The 18155-nt window shown below is 68.6% G+C and carries 18 protein-coding genes; 7 read left to right on the top strand and 11 right to left on the bottom strand.

The window, feature by feature from the left end; translation table 11 throughout:
- Positions 1-74: 74 nt before the first annotated feature.
- Positions 75-320: a hypothetical protein gene (locus ACW174_RS12650; RefSeq protein ID WP_492014787.1), complete on the top strand. Its 246-nt coding sequence runs from the start codon at positions 75-77 to the stop codon at positions 318-320.
- A 100-nt stretch (positions 321-420) separates the two neighbouring features.
- Here the strand turns inward: ACW174_RS12650 and ACW174_RS12645 are convergent, their stop codons facing one another.
- Positions 421-648, bottom strand: coding sequence for a hypothetical protein (locus tag ACW174_RS12645; protein WP_492014786.1), 228 nt, complete (start codon positions 646-648; stop codon positions 421-423).
- Between the two features lie 213 nt (positions 649-861).
- Here ACW174_RS12645 and ACW174_RS12640 point away from each other — a divergent pair, with 213 nt between their 5' ends.
- Both ACW174_RS12640 and ACW174_RS12635 read left to right on the top strand, forming a co-directional pair.
- Positions 862-1398 carry a hypothetical protein gene (locus tag ACW174_RS12640; protein WP_492014785.1) on the top strand — a complete coding sequence of 179 codons (537 nt, stop codon included), beginning with the start codon at positions 862-864 and terminating at the stop codon, positions 1396-1398.
- A complete protein-coding gene (locus ACW174_RS12635; RefSeq protein WP_492014784.1) occupies positions 1395-2645 on the top strand; it encodes a DNA-packaging protein in 1251 nt (416 codons plus the stop codon). Before ACW174_RS12640 ends, ACW174_RS12635 begins: the two co-directional genes overlap by 4 nt.
- 14 nt (positions 2646-2659) lie before the next feature.
- On the opposite strand, the gene gmk is transcribed toward ACW174_RS12635, so the two are convergent.
- From gmk to fabF, 4 genes are read right to left on the bottom strand one after another with little or no spacing between them, the layout of a single operon-like run.
- Positions 2660-3301, bottom strand: coding sequence for a guanylate kinase (gene gmk, locus ACW174_RS12630; protein ID WP_492014783.1), 642 nt, complete (start codon positions 3299-3301; stop codon positions 2660-2662).
- Positions 3291-4175, bottom strand: coding sequence for a YicC/YloC family endoribonuclease (locus ACW174_RS12625; protein WP_492014782.1), 885 nt, complete (start codon positions 4173-4175; stop codon positions 3291-3293). The genes gmk and ACW174_RS12625 overlap by 11 nt, the downstream gene beginning before the upstream one ends.
- The gene (gene mltG, locus ACW174_RS12620; protein WP_492014781.1) at positions 4172-5308 is read right to left on the bottom strand and encodes an endolytic transglycosylase MltG; all 1137 of its coding nucleotides are present in this window, start codon (positions 5306-5308) and stop codon (positions 4172-4174) included. Before mltG ends, ACW174_RS12625 begins: the two co-directional genes overlap by 4 nt.
- Entirely contained in the window at positions 5309-6589 is a 1281-nt protein-coding gene (gene fabF / locus ACW174_RS12615) for a beta-ketoacyl-ACP synthase II (RefSeq protein ID WP_492014780.1), read from the bottom strand.
- Between the two features lie 637 nt (positions 6590-7226).
- On the opposite strand from fabF, the gene ACW174_RS12610 reads away from it, so the two are divergent.
- A complete protein-coding gene (locus tag ACW174_RS12610) occupies positions 7227-9800 on the top strand; it encodes an HWE histidine kinase domain-containing protein (protein ID WP_492014778.1) in 2574 nt (857 codons plus the stop codon).
- A gap of 15 nt (positions 9801-9815) precedes the next feature.
- On the opposite strand, the gene ACW174_RS12605 is transcribed toward ACW174_RS12610, so the two are convergent.
- The 4 genes from ACW174_RS12605 to ACW174_RS12590 all read right to left on the bottom strand — a co-directional run bounded on the left by ACW174_RS12605 (position 9816) and on the right by ACW174_RS12590 (position 13957).
- Complete coding sequence (locus tag ACW174_RS12605) at positions 9816-10991, bottom strand: carboxynorspermidine decarboxylase (protein ID WP_492014777.1); 1176 nt, start codon at positions 10989-10991, stop codon at positions 9816-9818.
- Positions 10943-12208 carry a saccharopine dehydrogenase family protein gene (locus ACW174_RS12600; RefSeq protein ID WP_492014775.1) on the bottom strand — a complete coding sequence of 422 codons (1266 nt, stop codon included), beginning with the start codon at positions 12206-12208 and terminating at the stop codon, positions 10943-10945. The genes ACW174_RS12605 and ACW174_RS12600 overlap by 49 nt, the downstream gene beginning before the upstream one ends.
- Positions 12209-12533: 325 nt before the next feature.
- Complete coding sequence (locus tag ACW174_RS12595) at positions 12534-12773, bottom strand: acyl carrier protein (protein ID WP_092312098.1); 240 nt, start codon at positions 12771-12773, stop codon at positions 12534-12536.
- Between the two features lie 167 nt (positions 12774-12940).
- Positions 12941-13957, bottom strand: a complete 1017-nt coding sequence (locus ACW174_RS12590) for a polyprenyl synthetase family protein (protein WP_492014773.1) — start codon at positions 13955-13957, stop codon at positions 12941-12943.
- 117 nt (positions 13958-14074) lie between these two features.
- Here ACW174_RS12590 and ACW174_RS12585 point away from each other — a divergent pair, with 117 nt between their 5' ends.
- Positions 14075-14833, top strand: a complete 759-nt coding sequence (locus ACW174_RS12585) for a tRNA1(Val) (adenine(37)-N6)-methyltransferase (protein WP_492014772.1) — start codon at positions 14075-14077, stop codon at positions 14831-14833.
- Positions 14834-14858: 25 nt separating this feature from the next.
- On the opposite strand, the gene ACW174_RS12580 is transcribed toward ACW174_RS12585, so the two are convergent.
- Positions 14859-15920, bottom strand: a complete 1062-nt coding sequence (locus tag ACW174_RS12580; RefSeq protein ID WP_492014771.1) for an SDR family oxidoreductase — start codon at positions 15918-15920, stop codon at positions 14859-14861.
- Between the two features lie 118 nt (positions 15921-16038).
- Between ACW174_RS12580 and ACW174_RS12575 the strand changes: the two genes are divergently transcribed.
- Positions 16039-16650 (top strand): TIGR02466 family protein, encoded by a 612-nt coding sequence (locus ACW174_RS12575; protein ID WP_492014769.1) that lies wholly within the window; start codon positions 16039-16041, stop codon positions 16648-16650.
- Here ACW174_RS12575 and ACW174_RS12570 read toward each other — a convergent pair.
- Positions 16637-17245: a TetR/AcrR family transcriptional regulator gene (locus ACW174_RS12570; RefSeq protein WP_492014767.1), complete on the bottom strand. Its 609-nt coding sequence runs from the start codon at positions 17243-17245 to the stop codon at positions 16637-16639. The genes ACW174_RS12575 and ACW174_RS12570 overlap by 14 nt on opposite strands.
- Positions 17246-17356: 111 nt before the next feature.
- Between ACW174_RS12570 and ACW174_RS12565 the strand changes: the two genes are divergently transcribed.
- Entirely contained in the window at positions 17357-18118 is a 762-nt protein-coding gene (locus ACW174_RS12565) for a 3-oxoacyl-ACP reductase family protein (protein WP_492014765.1), read from the top strand.
- Positions 18119-18155: the final 37 nt, after the last annotated feature.

Raw genomic sequence — 18155 nt, 5'->3', positions numbered from 1 at the left:
CGGTTCCGGGAGCGGGGCCAGCGTCTCAAACCGACCCATTGCGGACGCTGTGGGAACGTTACAAGCTCGGCTCCATGACGCTGGCTCCGCTGATCTCTTGGATCGACCGGGAATGGGACGCCTATCCTAACGCCCAAAACTCATTGGGCCTGATCCTGGCCGCACTGTATGTTCCCCTCATGCTGATCGGATGGACGACGCTCACGATTTCGGTCGGCGTTGTGTGGACCGGGTTTTGGGTGGGCTTGTTCGCGTGGCGATGGTTGAAGTGGATTGGCCGCCTAGAGGTGCGCTCACAAAAGAAAAAGCGACACCGCTAACGTCCTCTTGCCACCCTTCTCGGACCTCCAGCGGGTCGACTCCTAGGCCAACGTCGCAATGTCTGCTTCCAGGTCTGGGGATGATAGCCGCTTCCGACCCTCAGCTGTCTTTGGGCTCGTCTGGTGTTTTTGACTTGCCGCGTCCAAGCAGACCGATGAGGCCTTCGCCAGCCTTCAAGTTAGTCCAGTAGATAATCCACAAAGCCAAGGCCGGAGCAGTCACTGCCGTGAAGGCGCCGAACACCGTCGAGGGCGTATAGAACAGCCAAGTCGCCAACTCGAAAACTACGTAGAGGGCGTAGAACAAGTAGGTGGCCATCGTTTTCATGGCTGAATCCTATCTGACCGAGGGTCCGCTCACCACCCCTAGCCGAAGTTTGGGAGGTCCGCTTTCGAGGGCGCCGGCCGCGGCCCCGCGATCTCGCCGATCGCACGCCAACCCGCGCAATCTGCAGACCCTAAAGCCTTGATGCGGCGCATCTTCCCTCCCCCGCCAGCGTCATGAACCCGCACTCCTGCGGGAGTGGGCGATAATGGGGGAATGAAAATCACGCCGACGCCGAACACGAAACAGGTCCGCAGGGCCTACCGCTATCACGGGCCGGAGGTCTGGGCGGTCGTCCGCGAAGCCTACCTGGCCGGCGAAAGCTGCGCGGCCCTCGCCGACCGTTTCGGCATGAGCCAGGCCGCCATACGCCGACGCATCTGGCTGGAGGGCTGGACCAAGCGGTCGGTGGTCGCGGCGCGGGATGCGGCTTTGCTGGCGGATGTGGCGGCGCAGGCGGTCCGGGCGGCGGACGTCGAGGCGCAGGTCGCGTCAGAGGCGCCGATGGAGCCGCTGACGGCGGCGCGGGCGGCGCTGGACGAGGCGGTGAAGCTGATCCGGATGGGGCGGATGAGCGAAGCGGCCGGCGCGGCGCGGGCGGCAGACGTGTTGGCGCGGGCGGCGGGACGACTGCCTGCTTCGCCGAAGGCTTCGCAGGCCGAGGGGGTCGACGACGCGGCGGCGTTCGAGGCGGTGCGACGCAAGGTGCTGGGACAAGGGTTGGCTCCACGCGCCGATGAGGACTGCCCATGACGTCCCTGTCCGACCGCCTCGACGCCCTGACGCCGGTCGAACGGCGGCGGTTGGCGGCGGACTGGGTGGTGATGGCGCATGCCGGCCAGAGGGCGCCGGAGGGCGACTGGCGGACGTGGCTGATGCTGGGCGGGCGCGGCGCGGGGAAGACGCGGGCCGGCGCCGAATGGGTGGCGGACCGGGCGCGGGAGGCGGGGCGGATCGCCCTGGTGGGGCAGAGCCTGCACGATGTGCGGGAGGTGATGATCGAGGGGCCGTCGGGGCTGTGCGCCCTGCCCCGGTACGGGTTCGGCGGGCGGCCGCGCTGGGAGGCGTGCCGTCGGCGGCTGGTGTGGCCGAACGGGGCCGTGGCCATGGCCTTCTCGGCGGAGGATCCCGAAAGCCTGCGCGGGCCGCAGTTCGGGGCGGCCTGGGCGGATGAGTGGTGCGCGTGGCGGACGCCGGAGCGGACCCTGGCCCTGCTGCGGATGGGGCTGAGGCTGGGGGCGCGGCCGAGGCTGGTGGTGACCACGACGCCGAAGCCGTCAACGGCGCTGAAGCGACTGTTGAAGGAGCCCGGACTGGCGCGGTCGGACCTGCCGACACGGATCAATGCGGCGCATCTGGCGCCGGCCTTTCTGGAGGGGCTGGAGGCGCTGTACGGCGGAACGCGGCTGGCGGCGCAAGAGCTGGACGGGCGGGTCGTGGAGGGCGACGGCGCCCTGTTCACGCTGGAGATGATGACCGGCGCGCGGGCGGAGACGGCGCCGACCCGGTTCGAGCGGGTGGTGGTGGGCGTGGACCCGACCTGCTCGTCCGGAGGCGACGCCTGCGGGATCGTGGTGGTCGGACGGGCGCAGGGGACGGCCTGGGTACTGGCCGACCGGACCGTCCGCGGGCGCTCGCCGCAGGGCTGGGCCGGGGCGGTGGCGCGGGCTGTGGAGGATTTCGGCGCCGTTCGCGTGGTGGCCGAGGCCAATCAGGGCGGCGAGATGGTCGAGGCCGTGCTGACGGCGGCGGGGGTGGGCTGCGCCGTCAAGCGGGTGCGGGCGTCGGTCGGAAAACGGGCGCGGGCCGAGCCCGTGGCGGCGCTGTACGAACAGCGGCGGGTGCGCCACGCCGCCGGACTGGAGGCGCTGGAAGAGGAGCTGATGGGGCTGGGGGGCGAAGACGGGGACAGCCCCGACCGCGCCGACGCCCTGGTGTGGGCGGTGACCGACCTGCTGGTGCACAAGGCGGGGCTGGGTCCGAGGATCCGGCAGCTGTAGGGATCAGGCCGGTCTCAGACCGCTTCGTTCAGCAGGGCGTTGCGGTAGCCGTCGACCCACAGGTTCCGGCGGCGGGTGCTGCGCTCGGCGTGATAGATGTGGGCCAGTTCGGCGTAGCTGCGGTCGAAGTCGTCGTTGACGAAGACGTAGTCGAACTGGTCGCAGTGCTCGATCTCGCCCTTGGCGTTCTGGATGCGGCGCTCGATCACGTCCTCGGCGTCCTGCGACCGGGTCACCAGACGCCGGCGCAGCTCTTCCAGGCTGGGCGGCAGGATGAAGACGCGGACGGCGTCCTCCGGGCATTTGCGCGCGATGTCGCGCGCGCCCTGCCAGTCGATGTCGAACAGGACGTCGCGGCCTTCCGCGAGGGCGCGGTCGATGGGCGCGCGCGGGCTGCCGTAGCGGTTGCCGTGCACGTCGGCCCATTCGAGGAAGGCGTCCTGATCGATCAGGCGCTGGAATTCCTCATGGCTGACGAAATGATAATCGCGGCCCGCGACCTCGCCCGGACGGATGTCGCGGGTGGTCATGGAGACCGACAGCTCCAGCCCCTTGTGGTCCGCCATCAGGCGACGGCAGAGCGACGTCTTGCCGGCGCCCGAGGGGCTGGCGACGATCAGGAGGACGCCCCGGCGGGGCGTGCGTTCATTCGACATTCTGGACCTGTTCGCGGAGCTGTTCGATCACCGCCTTCAGCTCAAGGCCGATTCCGGTGAGCGCCGTCGTAGCCGATTTCGAGCAGAGGGTGTTCGCCTCCCTCATGAATTCCTGCATCAGGAAGTCGAGTTTCCGGCCGGCGGGGGGTTGCTGCAACAGGGTGCGGGCCGAGGCGACGTGGGCGGTCAGCCGATCCAGCTCCTCGCGCACATCCGCCCGGGTCGCCAGGGCGGCGGCCTCAAGGAAGATGCGGTCTTCCAGACCCGGCGCGTCGGGGGCCAGTTCGGTGATGCGGCGGGTGAAGCGGTCGCGGATGGCCTCGACCTGGGCCGCCGCTTCCGTCTCCGCCTCGGCGACCAGGGCTTCGATGCGGTCGATGAAGCCGGTGATGACGGGCAGCAGCTGCTCCCCTTCCCGCTCACGGGACAGTTTCAGGGCGTCCAGCGCGGCGTCGATGCTGGCGGCGATCCTCGCTTCCACGGCGGCGCGGGCGTCGGCATCGTCTTCCTCGTCCGGCGCTTCCAGCACGCCCCTCAGGCTCAGCAGGCCATCGGCCGACGGCGGTACCGCGCCGTCCTCGGCCAGCCGGTTGGCGAGCTGAAGGTAGCGGGCCAGCACCTCTTCGTTGACCTTCAGGGCCGCGGCGCCGGCGTCGGCGCGCTTCGTCTGCACCCCGAGCGTCACCTGCCCGCGGTTCAGCCTGGCCTGAACCGACGCCTTGGCCAGCCTTTCGAGGCTGTCGAAGCCCGGCGGGCCGCGGAAGCGGACGTCCAGATTGCGGCCGTTGACCGAACGGGCCTCGACGGACCAGCTCCAGTCGCCGTCCGCGCCGTCGGCCCGGCCGAAGCCGGTCATCCCGGAAAACCGGATCATTGAGCGGCCGCCGGCTGCTGCGGGATGCGGATGACCTGCGCGCCGGGCGGAATCTCGACCCCGGGGGGGACGCCTTCGGGGGTCGGCGCGACCGGAGCGGCGACCGGCTCTGGCGGCAGGCCGGCGCGCTGACGCTCGATGGCGCGCCAGCGGGCGACGTTGGCCAGGTGCTGGTCATAGGTCCGGGCGAAGGCATGTCCGCCCGAGCCGTCGGCGACGAAGAACAGATCATCCGACACCGGCGGGTTCAGCACCGCCGCGATGGCGTCTCGACCCGGGTTGGCGATGGGCGTCGGGGGCAGGCCGTCGATCTGGTAGGTGTTCCAATCGGTGTGGCGGTCGATCTCGGACCGGCGCAGGCCCCGTCCCAGCGGGCGGCCCTTGGTGATGCCGTAGACGATGGTCGGATCGCTCTCCAGCCGCATGCCGGAGCGCAGGCGGTTCGAGAACACCGACGCGACGCGCGGACGCTCGGCGGCCAGACCGGTTTCCTTCTCCACGATGGAGGCCAGGATCACGGCCTCGTCGGGGGTGCGAACGACGCTGTTGGGACCGCGCGTGGCCCAAAGGCGAGCGAGGTTCTCGTCGCGGGCGCGCTGCATGCGGGCGATGACCGAGGCGCGGGTGTCGCCGCGGGCGACCTCATAGGTGTCGGGCCACAGGGTTCCGTCATCCGGCACGGTCTCGACCGCCCCGATCAGGATCGGCTGGCGCATCAGGATGTCCACCGCCTGGGCCGAGCTCCAGCCCTCCGGCAGGGTCACGTAGTGGCGCACCACCTTGCCCGAAACCAGCAGCACCAGCACCGAGCGCAGCGAGGCGCCCGACGGCACCTCATATTCGCCCGCGCGCAGTCGACGGTCGGCCCCGGTCAGGGTGGCGGCGGCCTTGAACATGTCGGTGGAGCGGATCACCCCCGCCGCCTTCAGATTGGCGGCGATGGCGTTGACGCCCGCCCCGCTGGGCAGGCTGACGATGGTGGCGTCTCCCTGCCGCGCCGAGGGCCCGGGGGCATAGAAGACGCTCCACGCCGCCACCAGGGCCGCGATCAGGAACAGGCTGAAGGTCGCGGTCGCGGCCAGAAAGGCCGTCTTGCGTCCGGGCGACCCCTTTTCCACCCCCCGACGGAACACTCAGGACACCTTTTTGAAGATGACCGAGGCGTTGGTGCCGCCGAAGCCGAAGCTGTTGGACATGGCGACGTCGATCTTCATCGGCTTGCCCTTGTGCGGGACAAGGTCGATGGCGGTCTCTTCTTCCGGATTGTCCAGATTGATGGTCGGCGGTGCGATCTGGTCGCGGATGGCCAGCACCGAGAAGATGCTTTCGATGGCGCCCGCGGCGCCCAGCAGGTGGCCGGTCATCGACTTGGTAGAGGACACCGCCAGATCCTTGGCATGGTCGCCGACCAGCTGCTCGATGGCGTGCAGTTCGATCCAGTCGGCCATGGTCGAGGTGCCGTGGGCGTTGATGTAGTCGAGGTCCGAAGGCTCCATGCCGGCCCGCTTCAGCGCCGCCTTCATGGCGCGCAGGCCGCCGTTGCCGTCCTCGGACGGGGCGGTGATGTGGTAGGCGTCGCCACTCATGCCGTAACCCACGACCTCGGCGTAGATCTTCGCGCCGCGCGCCTTGGCGTGCTCGTACTCTTCGAGGACCATGATGCCGGCGCCCTCGCCCATGATGAAGCCGGCGTGGTCCTTATCGTAGGGACGGCTGGCCTTTTCGGGCGTGTCATTGAAGGCGGTGCACAGGGCCTTACAGGCCAGGAATCCGGCGATGCCGATCGGCACGATGGAGCTTTCCGCCCCGCCGCAGACCATGACGTCCGCATCGTCCAGCGCGATCATTCGGGCCGCATCGCCGATGGCATGGGCGCCGGTCGCACAGGCGGTCACGACCGAATGGTTCGGCCCCTTCAGCCCGTGGCGGATCGAAATCTGTCCGCTGGTCAGGTTGATCAGCGACATGGGGATGAAGAAGGGACTGACCCGGCGCGGGCCCTGCTCCTTCAGGATGATGGCGGTGTCGGCGATGGGGCCCAGGCCGCCGATGCCGGACCCGACCATGACGCCGGTGCGCTCGCGCTCCTCGTCCGTCTCGGGCTTCCAGTTCGCATCGGCCAGCGCCTCGTCCGCGGCCGCGATGGCGTAGACGATGAAGTCGTCGACGCGCTTGCGATCCTTGGGCGACATGATCTTCTCGTGGTCGAACACGCCGGGCTCCCCCGCGACGCCGCCGCCACGCCCGTCCACCGACGGAATCTCGCCCGCGATGGTGCAGCCGTAGCCCTCGGTGTCGAAGGCGGTGATCGGTCCGATCCCCGACCGACCTTCCACGATCCCCTTCCAGGTGTGCTCCACGCCCCAGCCGAGAGGGGTCAGAAGGCCAAGGCCGGTAACGACGACACGACGCATTCCTGCGGTCCTTCACGGTGAATCGAGCGCAGACAATAGTGAGCGGAGCGCTGTACCGCTAGGCGGGGGCGGAACTTGGTGTGAGGCGGGGCCGCGCGGGGCCCCGTTTATGGATTTTCGAGGCCGGCGGTCGCAAGGTCGCCGGGAAACGATCGCCGGCGATGTCCGGGCCGCAACGGGAGCACGCGGGTCGCGACGCGCGACCGCAGCCGGCGTGCTTGTTCATTCGCACTGCTTGGCTTAAAGATCAGGGCGCAACGCCTGGTCGCTTTCTGCAAGTTTTCGGGGGTCCCGGAGGCGCCGTAGACGGCTCCGGCGGGACTGGGGCAAGACAGTCAATTAAATGGTGGGTTGAAGTGGTCAAGATCATGCCTTCAGCTCCGCGGCTCAGAGCCCGCCTGAAGCCTTTGGCTCGACTTGAAGAGGCGGACGCCGTTCGCGCTCCGTCACGCCTGCATCTGAAGTCGGCTGCGGATTGCCTGCCCCTTCACCACCGCAAGACTTCGTCGTCGACGGCCCGTCCACAGCAAGGGCGCGGCGCGGACGACGCGGGTTCCGAAGCACACTCTTTGGTCGCCGGTATGTCTGGAGCCTTCGCCCCGCCGGCGCGGCCGGCACGCCAGATGGATACCGCCGCATGAACGCCCCCGGCCCCTCCGACCAGCGGATGACGGAAACGGTCGACCTGACCAACTGCGACCGCGAACCGATCCACCTGATCAGCGCGATCCAGCCGACCGGCTTCCTGATCGCCGTTTCCACCGACTGGCTGATCTCCCGCGTTTCGGCGAACGCGCCGGATTTTCTGCATCGTTCCGTCGATGATCTTCTCGGCGCGTCGTTGCGGGACGTTTTGTCCCTTGAAGCGGTCCATACGCTGAGAAACCGGCTCTCCGTCCTGAAGGGTGAGGATGCCGTCGAGCGGGCCTTCGGCCTGCAACTGACCGACGGCGGCGGCCGGTTCGACGTGGCTGTGCATATTTCGAACGGCGAGATCGTGATCGAGGCCGAGCCCAGCGAGCCGGAAGCCGACCTGAACCCGTCAGCCATGGTCCAGACCATGCTGTCCCGGCTGAATCGACTGACGGACCTCAACGCCCTGCTGAAGGAGGCCGCGCGCCAGGTCCGGGCGTTGACGGGCCATCACCGGGTCATGATCTATCGCTTCCACCCCGACGGAACGGGTGAGGTGGTCGCCGAACGCCTGGCCGCCGGTCTGGAACCCTTCCTCGGCCTGCGATATCCCGCGTCCGACATTCCCCGGCAGGCGCGCGCCCTGATGGAGCGCAATGTCGTTCGGGTGGCGGCCAACGTCGATGCGACCCCTGCGCCGATCGTCCCGCAACTGGGTCCCACCGGAGCGCCGCTCGACCTGTCGATGAGCACCCTGCGCGCCCATTCGCCCATCCATATTGAATACCTGAAGAACATGCAGGTCGGGGCGACCCTGACCATATCGCTGCTGCGCGGTGGACGGTTGTGGGGCCTGATCGCCTGCCACCACAAGACGGCGCGGCAGGTCAGCTACGAGCGGCGGACCGCGGCGGAGTTGTTCGCCCAGGTCCTTTCGCTGCTGATCGAGACCCGCGAACGCGAAGCCGTCTCCGACTACGAGCAACGCACCCGCCGGCTCCACGACGGGCTGATGGCCGCGATCGTCGAGAGCGGCTCCACGGCCGCCAATCTGGGGGCCATGGCGGAACGGATCAGTGAGATCGTCCCGTGCGACGGGATGGCGATCCGGATCGGCGACGAGACGGTGCTGACCGGGTCCACCCCGACGCGGGACGAAATGGTCGCCCTGACCCGATTTCTGGACCAGAGCGCCGCCAGCAAGGTGCTGGCCCTCACTGACCTCGGACAGGCCCATCCACCGGCCCGCGACTACGCGGACAGGGCCGCGGGCATGCTGGCCATCCCCGTGTCGCGCACGCCCCGGGACTATCTGGTCTTCTTCCGCCGCGAGATCGCCCAGTCGATCACCTGGGCGGGCGACCCGACCAAGCCGGTGGAGGCCGGTCCGAACGGCGTCCGGCTGACCCCGCGCAAGAGTTTTGAAGCCTGGCGGGAGATCATCAGGGGCCAGAGCGCGGCATGGACGGAGCCCGAACTGAGAGCGGCGGACGCATTGCGCGTGACCATTCTGGAGGTCGTGCTGCGCCTCACGGGCCTCGCCGAGCATGAGCGTGAGCGCGCGGCGCAGCGCCAGGACCTGCTGATCGCGGAACTGAACCATCGGGTCCGTAACATCCTGGGCCTGATCCGGGGGCTCATCTCGCAGAGCAAGGGCGGAGCGACGGATGTCGAGAGCTTCGCGGCCACCATCGGCGGGCGGGTGCAGGCATTGGCGCGCGCCCATGACCAGATCACGGAGGGCAACTGGGGCCCTCGCTCCCTGGCGGGCCTGATCTCCACGGAAGCCGCCGCCTACCTCAACGGCGGCGCCCATCGGGTCCAGATCGAAGGACCGGCGGTTCTGCTGCATCCCGAGGCCTTCGCCACCATGGCCCTGGTGATCCACGAGATGATCACGAACGCCGCGAAATACGGGGCGCTTTGCGATCGGTCGGGTCGCGTCATCGTGGACTGGACGACGGATGACGGCGAACTGGTCATCCGCTGGCGCGAGATCGGCGGCCCGGCGGTTCAGGCGCCCACGCGACGGGGTTTCGGCACCACCATCATCGAGCGCTCGGTGCCCCACGACCTCCACGGCCGCGCCAGCATCACCTATGCGCTTGAGGGCGTTCAGGCGCGGTTCGTGGTGCCGGCGAAATTTATCGACCACGACGGCGTCGTCGCCCCCGTGGCGGCGGCCCCGGCAGGGCAGGCCGAGGCCCTTCGGCTGGAGGGCGCCGTCCTGCTGGTGGACGACAGCATGATCATCGCCATGGACGCCGAAGAGATGCTCCTCTCGCTCGGCGCCGAGACAGTCCTGATGGCCAACGATGTGCAGGAAGCGATGCGGCTGCTCGACGCCGGGACGCCGAGTTTCGCGCTTCTGGACGTCAATCTGGGGTTCGAGATGAGCTACCCCATCGCCGACCGACTTCGGCGGGACGGCGTGCCCTATGTGTTCGCGACCGGCTACGGCGACGAGATCGTCCTTCCGCCCCCTCACCAGGACTGCCCGGTCGTCAAGAAACCTTACACCGCCCAGACGATCGCAGCGGGCGCCGCGTCGGCGCGGTCGGGCTCCGGACCGGCCTGAGGTCGGCCCCGCGCCTCAGGACAGGCGGTCGCGGAAGTCCGGGTAGTCGAACTGGCGGATCAGGCGCAGGGCGTCCGTGTCACTGTTCCACAGGGCGATGGCCGGCAAGGGCACGCCGTTGAAGGTCGTGGTCTTGACCATCGAATAGTGGGCTTGGTCGAGGAAGGCGATCCGCGTTCCGGGTCCGGGCGGCGTGGCGAAGCGGTAGTCGCCGATCACATCGCCCGCCAGACAGGAGGGGCCGCCCAGTCGCAGGGACACGCCCTCCCCGGCCTCGTCCAGCAGTGCCGGACGATAGGGCGCCTCCAGCACGTCGGGCATGTGGCAGGTGGCCGAGATGTCCGTGACGGCGACCGGCCCGCCGTTGTCGAAGGTGTCGAGGATTTCGCCGACCAGGATGCCGGCGTCCAGGGCGATGGCCTCGCCCGGCTCCAGATAGACCTCCAGGCCGTGGCGTTCGGAGACCTGACGCAGGAAGGCGGACAGGTCGTCGCGGGCGTAGTCGGCGCGGGTGATGTGGTGGCCGCCGCCGAGGTTCAGCCACTTCAGCCCGCCCGTCAGCCCCTGCAGACGGGGCTCCAGCGAGGCCCAGATACGCTGCAGCGGCTCGAAGCCCTGCTCGCACAGGGCGTGGATGTGCAGGCCGTCGACCCCCTCAAGGTGTTCGGGGCGCAGCTGCGACACCGGGAAGCCGAGGCGGGAGCCCATGGCGCAGGGATCGTATTTGGCGACCTCCGCCTCGCTGTGCTCCGGGTTGAGCCTCAGGCCGATATCGAACACCTGCCCCTCGGCCCGCGCCGTGGCGATGACCTCGGCGAAGCGGGTCAGTTGCTCGGGCGAGTTGAAGATGACCGAGTCCGACAGGGCCAGGATTTCGGGCAGGTCGTCGGCCTTGTAGGCCGGGGAATAGGTGGTCAGGTGGCCTTGGTAGAACTCCCGGGCCAGCCGCGCCTCCCACAGGCCCGAAGCGCAGACGCCGTCCAGGTATTCGGCGACCACCCCCGCCAGCGACCACATCGAGAAGGCCTTGAGCGCCAGCAGGATGCGGGCGCCGCCGCGGTCGGCGACGACATCCTTCAGCACGGCCAGATTGCGCCGCACCGCCGCCTCGTCGACCACGAAACAGGGCGACGGGACGCGGGTCAGGTCAAAACGGGCGAAGGCGCCGGGGTCCCCGGCCTGGGTTTCCATGGTCGGCCGATCAGAAGTCCAGCGGCGCCGCCAGATCCTGCACCTTCCAGGGCAGGCCGTGCCTGTTCAGCATGTCCATGAACGGGTCGGGGTCCATCTGCTCCATGTTGAACACGCCCTCCCCCTTCCACTGGCCGGTCAGCATCAGGGCCGCGCCGATCATGGCGGGAACGCCGGGTGGTGTAGCTGACCGCCTGATTGCCGGTCTCGGCGTAGGCTTCCTCGTGATCGCAGATGTTGTTGACGTAGACGGTGCGGGCCTTGCCGTCCTTCTCGCCGGTCGCGATCGTGCCGATATTGGTCTTGCCCTTGGTCAGCGGCCCCAGCGACGACGGCTCGGGCAGGAGGGCCTTCAGGAACTCGATCGGAATGATCTCGCGGCCCTGGAACATCATCGGCTCGATCGAGGTCATGCCGATATTCTCGAGCACATCGAGGTGTTTCAGATAGGAGTCGCCGAAGGTCATCCAGAAGCGGATGCGCTTGATTTCGGGATAGAATTTGGCCAGCGACTCCAGTTCCTCATGGTACATGAGGTACATGTTCTTCTGACCCACGCCCTCGAAGTCGAAGACCTGTTTGTGGCTCAGGGCCGGGCCCTCGATCCACTGGTTGTTCTCCCAGTGGCGCGACGGGGCGGTCACTTCGCGCAGATTGATCTCGGGATTGAAATTGGTCGCGAACGGCAGGCCGGTGTCGCCGCCGTTGCAGTCCAGGATGTCCAAGGTGTCGATCCGGTCGAGCAGGTGCTTCTTCGTGTACGTCGCGAAGACCGAGGTCACGCCGGGGTCGAAGCCCGAGCCCAGCAGCGCCATCAGGCCGGCTTCCCGGAAGCGCTCCTGATAGGCCCACTGCCAGCTGTATTCGAACTTCGCCTCGTCGCGCGGCTCATAGTTGGCGGTGTCGAGGTAGTTCACCCCGGTCGCCAGACAGGCCTCCATGATGTTGAGGTCCTGGTACGGCAGGGCCAGGTTGACCACCAGCGCCGGCTGCACCGCCTTGATCAGCGCGGTGGTCGCGGCGATGTCGTCGGCGTCGATCACGGCCGTGTCGATGACCACGCCGGTGCGCGTCTTCACGGACTCCGCGATGGCGTCGCATTTGGACTTTGTGCGGCTCGCCAATGTGATGTGCGAGAAAATGTCGGCGTTCATCGCCATCTTGTGGACGGCGACGGAGCCCACTCCGCCTGCGCCGATTACAAGCACCTTGCTCATCTGTGCCACTCCTGAAGCCAATATCTGCATACCAATGCGCCAGACCGGCGCTTTGGGAGGGGTCCTCTATACGAGGATGCGGCTTCCCGTAACCGCCCGTTGCCGCTGTTTTGCGACGGCGATGGACTTTTGGACGCCGCGAGCCCGCCTCGCTAACGCCCCGGGGAGCATTGGGTCGCATGCGGCGACGCCGTGCGTGTGCGCCGCCGCACCGGGCCTTCGACTCGATGAGGCTGACGGACCCGGACGACCGGATACAAAAAGCCGCCACGCGCCTTGCGGCCCGCAGCGGCTTTTCCGAACCGTTCGAAACGGCTGAAGGGGTTTAGCCCGCCAGCTTTTCGTCGATGAACTTCACGGCATCGCCAACGGTCTGGATGTGCTCGGCGGCGTCATCCGGGATCTCGATGTCGAATTCTTCCTCGAAGGCCATGACCAGTTCGACGTTGTCGAGCGAGTCGGCGCCCAGGTCGTCGATGAAGCTGGCCTTTTCGGTGACCTTGTCCGGATCGGCGTCCAGGTGGTCGATAACGATCTTGCGGACGCGTTCCAGGGTGTCGGACATGGTGTCTCTGCCTTCTGATGCCGCCATGGCGGCTGTTGTCTCAAATCCTGCCGTATGATGATGGCAGCGGCTGCGCAAGTCTTCAACGAAGACTCACCTCGACCGGTTGCAGCGCTCTAGCACAGCCTTGCGGGGTGGAAATAGCCTGTAGCAAGGCGTGAACAGGGTCAGGCGACCCGGCTGACGGCGAAATCGGCCAGAGATTCCAGCGCCGACTTCCAGTCGCTGTCCGGCAGGACGGCCAGCGCGGTCTTGGCCAGATCGGCATAGTCCCAGGCCACATCCAGCGTCGCCCCGACCGCGCCGGCGCCGAGAACGAGCTCCCGGGCGCGCCTGAAGTCGTCCTCGTGGCGCTCACCCTTGTTGATGGTGCGCTCCCAGAAGCCGTCATCGTGGCCCCGGGTCCGGGCGGCGGCCAGAAGCAGCGGCAGGGTCACCTTGCCTTCGCGGAAGTCGTCGCCCGTGTTCTTGCCCAGCGCCTGGGCCTGACCACCGTAATCCAGCGCGTCATCGGCGAGCTGGAAAGCCAGGCCGAGGTTCAGGCCATAGGCGCGCAGAGCCTTCACCTCCGCCTCTGACGCCCCGGCTCCGACGGCGCCGGCTTCGGCGGCGGCGGCGAACAGTTCGGCGGTCTTGGCGGAGATGATCTGCAGATAGGTCTCCTGATCCAGCCCCAGATCGTGGGCCCGGGTCAGTTGCAGCACCTCGCCCTCGGAAATCACCGCCGAGGCGGTGGCCAGGATGCCCAGGGCGCGCATCACGCCCGTCTCGACCATCAGTTCGAAGGCGCGGGCGAACAGGAAGTCGCCGACGAGCACGCTGGACGGCGCGCCCCAGATCAGGTGCGCCGCCACCTTGCCCCGGCGCAGATCCGAGGCGTCGACGATGTCGTCGTGCAGCAGGGTGGCGGTGTGGATGAACTCGACCGAGGCGGCCAGACGCACGGCGGCGTCCATGCCGTTCGGCGCGCCGGCGGCGCGCGCGGCGGCCACGGTCAGCAGCGGACGCAGACGCTTGCCCCCCGCTGCGACGATATGATCGGCCAGCATCGGAATCACCGGCACGTCGGACTGCATCCGTTCGACGATCAGGGCGTCGACCGCGGCCATGTCGTCGCGGGACAGCCGGATCAACGGCTCCACGTCTCCCTGACGACGGGATTTGGCGACGGTGACAGCGTCCAACGGAATACTCATTCAGGAACGGCGCGGGCGGAGGATCGCGCCTGAAAATCAGACCACCGACTTGCCCGGCGACGATGCGGCGCACAATGGTGATCGGCTCTACAGGGGTCAAGCCGCGTGACCGTCGCATCCGCAACTGAATCTGCACCGGAAATCGTCGAGAACGGGCTTCTCGACGGGCGGGTCCGCCTGCTTCAGCCCGCCAGGGGCTATCGCGCCGGCATGGACGCCGCCCTGCTGGCCGCTGCGTGCGACGCCCTGCCCGGCGACCGGGTGATTGAGGCGGGATGCGGCGCCGGCGCCGTGCTGATGCAGATCGCGGCGCGACACCCGGGCGTCCGCCTGACCGGGCTGGAGCGCGATCCGGCCATGGCGGCGCTGGCCCGGCGGAACGTCGAGCTGAACAGGGCGGATGCAACCATTGTTGAAGGCGATGTCGCCCGGGGCTTCCGCGCGCTCGACCTGCCGCCATTCGACCGCGCCGTCTCCAACCCGCCCTTCTTCGACGATCCCAACGCCCTGCGCGCTCCGGCGCCGGGCAAGACCGGGGCCTGGATGGCCGACGACGGTCTGGGCGCCTGGACGCGGTTCCTGCTGAAGTCGGTGCGCGAGGGCGGCAAGATCGTGGTCATCCACCGCGCCGACCGACTGGCCGACCTGCTGGCGGGTCTGGGCGAGACGGCGGGCTCCTTCGCCATCCGCCCGATCCACGCCTTCGCCGACGAACCGGCCAAGCGGGTGCTGGTGCAGGCGATCAAGACGGGCAAGGCGCCATTGCGCCTGCTGCCGCCCCTGGTGCTGCACGACCGGAGCGGCGGCAAGCACACGGCCGAGGCGGAGGCTGTGCTGCGGGGTCAGGCCGATCTGGGCTGGTAGGCCCGGTCCCAGCCCCGCGCCCCGGTCAGGGAATCAGCCGGTCGGCCCTGAGCTGCGCGAACAGGGCGAAGAAGGCGTCATCCGTCGGCGCATAGGCGGTGAAGCCCAGACGGCGGCTCTTGCCCATGTCCGTCATCACCTCGATCGGCCGGCCCAGGTCGGCGTCGGTGTGCCAGGGCGAGGACAGGCGATCGAGGTCGGGCTCGACCAATCCCTCGCGCTCGGCGAGGCGTCGCCAGACGGGCGCATCGTCGGCCATCTGGACCGCCAGCGGCTGGACCGCGCCGTCGAACTCCGCCGCCTCGACCCCGAACCAGTCCGCGATCCGGCCCCACATCCATTTCCAGCGGAAGACATCGCCGTTAACGACATTGAAGGCCTGATTGGCCGCCGCCGGCGTGGTCGCCGCCCAGACCAGATGGCGAGCCAGCTGGTCGGCGCTGGTCATGTCCGTCAGGCCGTTCCACTGCGCTTCCGACCCCGGGAAACGGAACGGACGACCGGTCTCCCGACACAGGGTGGCGTAGGCGGCCAGGGTCGCGCCCATGTTCATGGCGTTGCCGACGGCCTTGCCGATGATGGTGTGGGGGCGATGGACGCTCCAGTTGAAACCGTCCCGCGCGGCGGCGGCGAAGACCTCGTCCTCCTGGGCGTAGTAGAAGTTCTCGATGTCCAGCCGGCCCTGCTCCTCCCGGAAGGGGGTCTGGGGCAGGACGCCCTGCCCATAGGCCTCGAACGGGCCGAGGTAGTGTTTCAGCCCGGTCACCAGCGCGACGTGGGTGACGGACCGGGCGGGTCTGACGGCGTCCAGAACGGCGCGGACCATGGCGGCGTTGACCCGGATATTCTCGGCCTCGGTCGACTGGCGCGACCAGGTGGTCAGGAACACCGCATCGGGGCGGGCATCGGCCAGGGCCGCGGCGGTCGCGTCGGCGTCCAGCAGGTCCGCCGCGACAGGGATGACGCCCGCCTGCGGCGTCGGATTGCGGGCCAGGCCCAGGACCCGCCAGCCCTGATCCACCAGTTCGCGCGCCACGGCGCTGCCGGCGATGCCGCTGGCTCCGACCACAAGGGCTGTTCTCGTCATCACCGTCTCCTGCATCGCGAGGCGGTCAAGTGGGGGTCCCGACCCGCCGCCGCCAGTGGGGAGCGACGAGTGGTGCTCCGCGCTTTCGCCGGACCGCGCCAGCGGCTATGCCGTCCGCATGTCTCTGCGCCCGCTCTTCGTCACCCAGGTCTATGAAGCCAGCCTCGCCGGTTCCGCCGGCTTCGCCGCCTTTAACGCCGAACTCGCCGACGCCTGCCGGATGCTGGCCGCCGAGGATATGGCCGGGCGTCAGTGGTGCCGTCAGCACGGCTATCGCGGCTACACCTCCTACGGCTCACTGACCGACCTGCCGGTGCGGCTGCCCGAGTTCGGGGAGTTGAAGCGGCATCTCGACAAGCACGCACAAGCCTATGCCAAGGCTCTGAATTTTGATCTGGCGCGCAAGCCGCGCCTGGACAACCTCTGGGTCAATATCCTGAAGCCCGGCGGCAGCCACACCGGCCACATCCACCCGCACGCCTTCCTGTCAGGGACCGTCTACGTAGAGGTGCCGGACGGCGCCTCGGCCCTGAAGCTGGAAGACCCCCGCCTGCCGATGATGATGGCCCGCCCCGGCGTCAGCATCGACGCGTCCGAAGCCGAACAGCCCTTCGTCTATCTGGCGCCGCAGGCGGGCACGATCCTGATGTGGGAGAGCTGGCTGCGCCACGAGGTGCCGGTCAACGGCGCGAAGAGCGAACGCATCTCGATCAGCTTCAACTACGCCTGATCGCCGCCAGCCCGTCCCACGCCAGCATGGCCGCGCGGGCGGTGGCGGTCAGTTCATCCGGCCCCGCGCCTTCGCGGGCGCGGAAGGTCATGCCCTGTTGCACCGTCATGTAGAAGGCCGCGATGGCGGCGGGATCCGCGGCGGGACCCAGTTCACCGGCGGCCTGCGCCGTCGCCAATCGGTCGACCATGGCCGCCATCGACTCCTCCCGCACCTGTTTGACCTCGCTGCAGGCGGTGTCTGGCAGGGCGTCAGGGTTCACGCCGGACAGGGCCAGCAAGCAGCCCTGAGGGCGGCCGCATTGGCCGCTCACCGCCGCTGTCGCGAGAAGCAACCCTTCGACGGCCTCCCGCGCCGTCGGCGCCTCGCGCATCGAACGCCACAGGGTCGCGCCCTCCCGGTCCGTGTACAGCCGCACCGCCTCGCGGAAGAGGCCCTCCTTGCTGCCGAAGGCGGCGTAGAGGCTGGGCGCATTGATGCCCATCGCCCCGGTCAGGTCGGCCATGGACGCGTCGGCATAGCCCTTGGCCCAGAACACCGTCAGGGCGCTGGACAGGGCTTCATCTCGATCAAAGCTGCGGGGGCGACCCGCCATGGCGACTTCCGGACGTTATTTTTAAATGATCGATACATAATCCCTTGACGGTCGGAGGCAAGCTTTCCATCTGGCGTTCTGTAACGTTCGTTACGGAATGGAGATCACAACATGACCGCTTCTCTTCCCCTCGCCTCCCCCTTGGCCGGCAAGCGCGCCCTCGTCACCGGCGGCAGCCGGGGCATCGGGGCCGCCATCGCCCGCCAGCTTGCCGCGGACGGCGCCGACGTCGCCATCAGCTATGAGAAATCCGCCGACAAGGCCGAGGCGGTCGCCGCCGAAATCCGCGCCCTGGGCCGCAAGGCCGTCGCGGTTCAGGCCGACGCCGGTTCGACCGAGGGCGCCAGGGCCGCCGTGGACGGCGCCGTCGCCGGCATCGGCGGCATCGACATTCTGGTGAACAACGCCGGCATCGCCCGCCAAGGGCTGTTCGCCGACCAGTCGCTGGAAGACATCGACGCCCTGCTGAACGTCAACATCCGCGGGGTGGTGCTGACCACCCACGCCGCCCTGCCCCATCTGGGCGAAGGCGGCCGGATCATTTCGATCAGCAGCGTGCTGGCCGGCCGCGTGCCCTTCCCGGGCGTCAGCGTCTATTCCGCGACCAAGTCGGCGCTGGAGGCCTTCACGCAAGGCCTGTCGCGCGAACTCGGTCCGCTCGGCATCACCGTCAACACGGTCCGCCCCGGCGCCACCGACACCGACATGAACCCGGCGGACGGTCCGCAGGCCGCCGCCATGTTGAGCGGCATCTCGCTGGGCCGTTACGGCCAGCCGCAGGACATCGCCTCGGCGGTCGCCTTCCTGGCCGGTCCGGGCGCGAGCTTCATCACCGGGACCAGCCTGCTGGTCGACGGGGGCGCCGGCGCCTGACACCTGCGTGATCGGTTGACGAGGGGGCGGCCGCGCC

The organism is Brevundimonas sp. AVps31 (assembly GCF_058681355.1).
This window is presented reverse-complemented; position numbering and strand designations above follow the sequence as displayed.

What these genes read in the sequence shown, in the direction of transcription:
- ACW174_RS12575 (WP_492014769.1), top strand. Translation starts at nt 16,039, where the DNA reads ATGTCTCTGCGCCCGCTCTTCGTCACCCAGGTCTATGAAGCCAGCCTC.
- ACW174_RS12565 (WP_492014765.1), top strand. Translation starts at nt 17,357, where the DNA reads ATGACCGCTTCTCTTCCCCTCGCCTCCCCCTTGGCCGGCAAGCGCGCC.
- ACW174_RS12580 (WP_492014771.1), bottom strand. Translation starts at nt 15,920, where the DNA reads ATGACGAGAACAGCCCTTGTGGTCGGAGCCAGCGGCATCGCCGGCAGC.
- ACW174_RS12645 (WP_492014786.1), bottom strand. Translation starts at nt 648, where the DNA reads ATGAAAACGATGGCCACCTACTTGTTCTACGCCCTCTACGTAGTTTTC.
- ACW174_RS12600 (WP_492014775.1), bottom strand. Translation starts at nt 12,208, where the DNA reads ATGAGCAAGGTGCTTGTAATCGGCGCAGGCGGAGTGGGCTCCGTCGCC.
- ACW174_RS12650 (WP_492014787.1), top strand. Translation starts at nt 75, where the DNA reads ATGACGCTGGCTCCGCTGATCTCTTGGATCGACCGGGAATGGGACGCC.
- ACW174_RS12605 (WP_492014777.1), bottom strand. Translation starts at nt 10,991, where the DNA reads ATGGAAACCCAGGCCGGGGACCCCGGCGCCTTCGCCCGTTTTGACCTG.
- ACW174_RS12595 (WP_092312098.1), bottom strand. Translation starts at nt 12,773, where the DNA reads ATGTCCGACACCCTGGAACGCGTCCGCAAGATCGTTATCGACCACCTG.
- ACW174_RS12635 (WP_492014784.1), top strand. Translation starts at nt 1,395, where the DNA reads ATGACGTCCCTGTCCGACCGCCTCGACGCCCTGACGCCGGTCGAACGG.
- ACW174_RS12610 (WP_492014778.1), top strand. Translation starts at nt 7,227, where the DNA reads ATGAACGCCCCCGGCCCCTCCGACCAGCGGATGACGGAAACGGTCGAC.
- gmk (WP_492014783.1), bottom strand. Translation starts at nt 3,301, where the DNA reads ATGTCGAATGAACGCACGCCCCGCCGGGGCGTCCTCCTGATCGTCGCC.
- ACW174_RS12570 (WP_492014767.1), bottom strand. Translation starts at nt 17,245, where the DNA reads ATGGCGGGTCGCCCCCGCAGCTTTGATCGAGATGAAGCCCTGTCCAGC.
- ACW174_RS12625 (WP_492014782.1), bottom strand. Translation starts at nt 4,175, where the DNA reads ATGATCCGGTTTTCCGGGATGACCGGCTTCGGCCGGGCCGACGGCGCG.
- fabF (WP_492014780.1), bottom strand. Translation starts at nt 6,589, where the DNA reads ATGCGTCGTGTCGTCGTTACCGGCCTTGGCCTTCTGACCCCTCTCGGC.
- ACW174_RS12640 (WP_492014785.1), top strand. Translation starts at nt 862, where the DNA reads ATGAAAATCACGCCGACGCCGAACACGAAACAGGTCCGCAGGGCCTAC.